At 65.8% G+C, this 1,537-nt stretch carries 1 protein-coding gene and 1 pseudogene; both read left to right on the forward strand.

Features of this window, described 5'->3' with window-relative positions:
• Positions 1–758: penicillin-binding transpeptidase domain-containing protein (locus AC097L_RS23950; RefSeq protein ID WP_479589233.1), on the forward strand; the 758-nt coding region annotated here is incomplete at its 5' end.
• Positions 758–1,450 (forward strand): annotated as a pseudogene (locus AC097L_RS23955) (Mur ligase family protein); the annotation flags it as partial. The gene AC097L_RS23950 and the pseudogene AC097L_RS23955, both read left to right, overlap by 1 nt.
• Between the last annotated feature and the right edge of the window lie 87 nt (positions 1,451–1,537).

Genomic DNA, 1,537 nt, shown 5'->3' on the forward strand with positions numbered 1-1,537 from the left:
CGGGCCGCCTCACCATCACCGGCTCCACCATCACCGACACGCACAACTACGGGTTGTTGACGGTCGAGGGCGTGATCCAGAAGTCCAGCAACGTGGGTGCCACCAAGATCGCCCAGCGCATGTCCGCGCACGAAATGTGGGACACGTTCACGGCGGTGGGTTTTGGCCAGAAGCCGCAAATCAACTTCCCGGGCGCGGTGTCTGGGCGCTTGCGGCCCTGGAAAACCTGGCGGCCCATTGAGCAGGCCACTATGTCGTACGGCTACGGGCTGTCGGCATCGCTGTTCCAGATGGCGCACTCCTACACCGCCTTTGCGCACGACGGAGAAATCATTCCGGCCACCATCCTTAAAAGCGATGAACCGGCCGTGGGCGTAAAGGTGTTCTCGGCCCAGAACGCGGCCGCCATCCGCAAGATGCTGCAAATGGCTGCAGGCCCCGGCGGCACAGGCCCCAAGGCGCAGACCGTGGGCTATTCGGTGGGCGGCAAGTCGGGCACGGCGCACAAGCAGGTGGGCAAGGGCTACGCCAGCAACAAATACCGCTCCTGGTTCACCGGTATGGCCCCCATCGGCAAGCCGCGCATCATCGTGGCGGTGATGGTCGACGAGCCCAGCGCGGGCCAGTATTTCGGTGGCCAGGTGGCGGCACCCGTATTCAGTGAAGTGGTGCAGCAAACCCTGCGCATGATGGGCGTGCAGCCCGATCTGGATGTGCTGCCCCAGGTGGTCGCCCAGTCCGTGGAAGAGTCGTTTTGATGTTGCAACTCCATACCCCCTCCGAAGCAGTGGCCTGGTTGCAGAGCCGGGTGCACGGCAGCCTGCAGGTAGACAGCCGCGCCATCCAGCCCGGTGACGGCTTTATCGCCTGGCCGGGTGCCGCCGCCGATGGCCGCCAGTTTGTGCGGGCCGCCTTGGCCCAGGGGGCTGCTGCCTGCCTGGTCGAGCAGGTCGGCTCCGAGGCATTCGGCTTCGACAGCGATGCCGTTGCCAGCTACAGCGGCCTGAAAGCCGCCACCGGCCCCATCGCTGCCGCCTACTGCCAGCAGCCCAGCGAAAGCCTGGATGTGTTGGCCATTACCGGCACCAACGGCAAAACCTCCACCGCCTGGTGGCTGGCCCAGGCGCTATCAAAAACAGAGCTGCTCACGCTTAATCCTTGTGCGGTAGTGGGCACTTTGGGCATTGGAATTCCGCCCGATGTGCTGAGCACCGGCCTGACCACCCCCGACCCGGTGCGCCTGCAGCAGGCGTTCCGGGGCTTTGTGGACCTGGGCCTGGGCGCGTGCGCCATCGAGGCCTCCAGCATCGGCATCGTTGAGCGCCGCCTGGACGGCACCCGCATCCGCGTGGCCGTGTTCACCAATTTCACCCAGGACCACCTGGACTACCACGGCAGCACCGAAGCCTACTGGCAGGCCAAGGCCGAGCTGTTCCGCTGGCCGGGTCTGTAGGCCGCGGTGGTGAATGTAGGCGACCCGCAAGGTGCGGCGTTGGCCGCAGGGCTTACCGGCATTAGGGGCCGGGGTGGGTGGGCG

It is taken from the genome of Rhodoferax sp. RT5P35 (genome assembly GCF_056521385.1).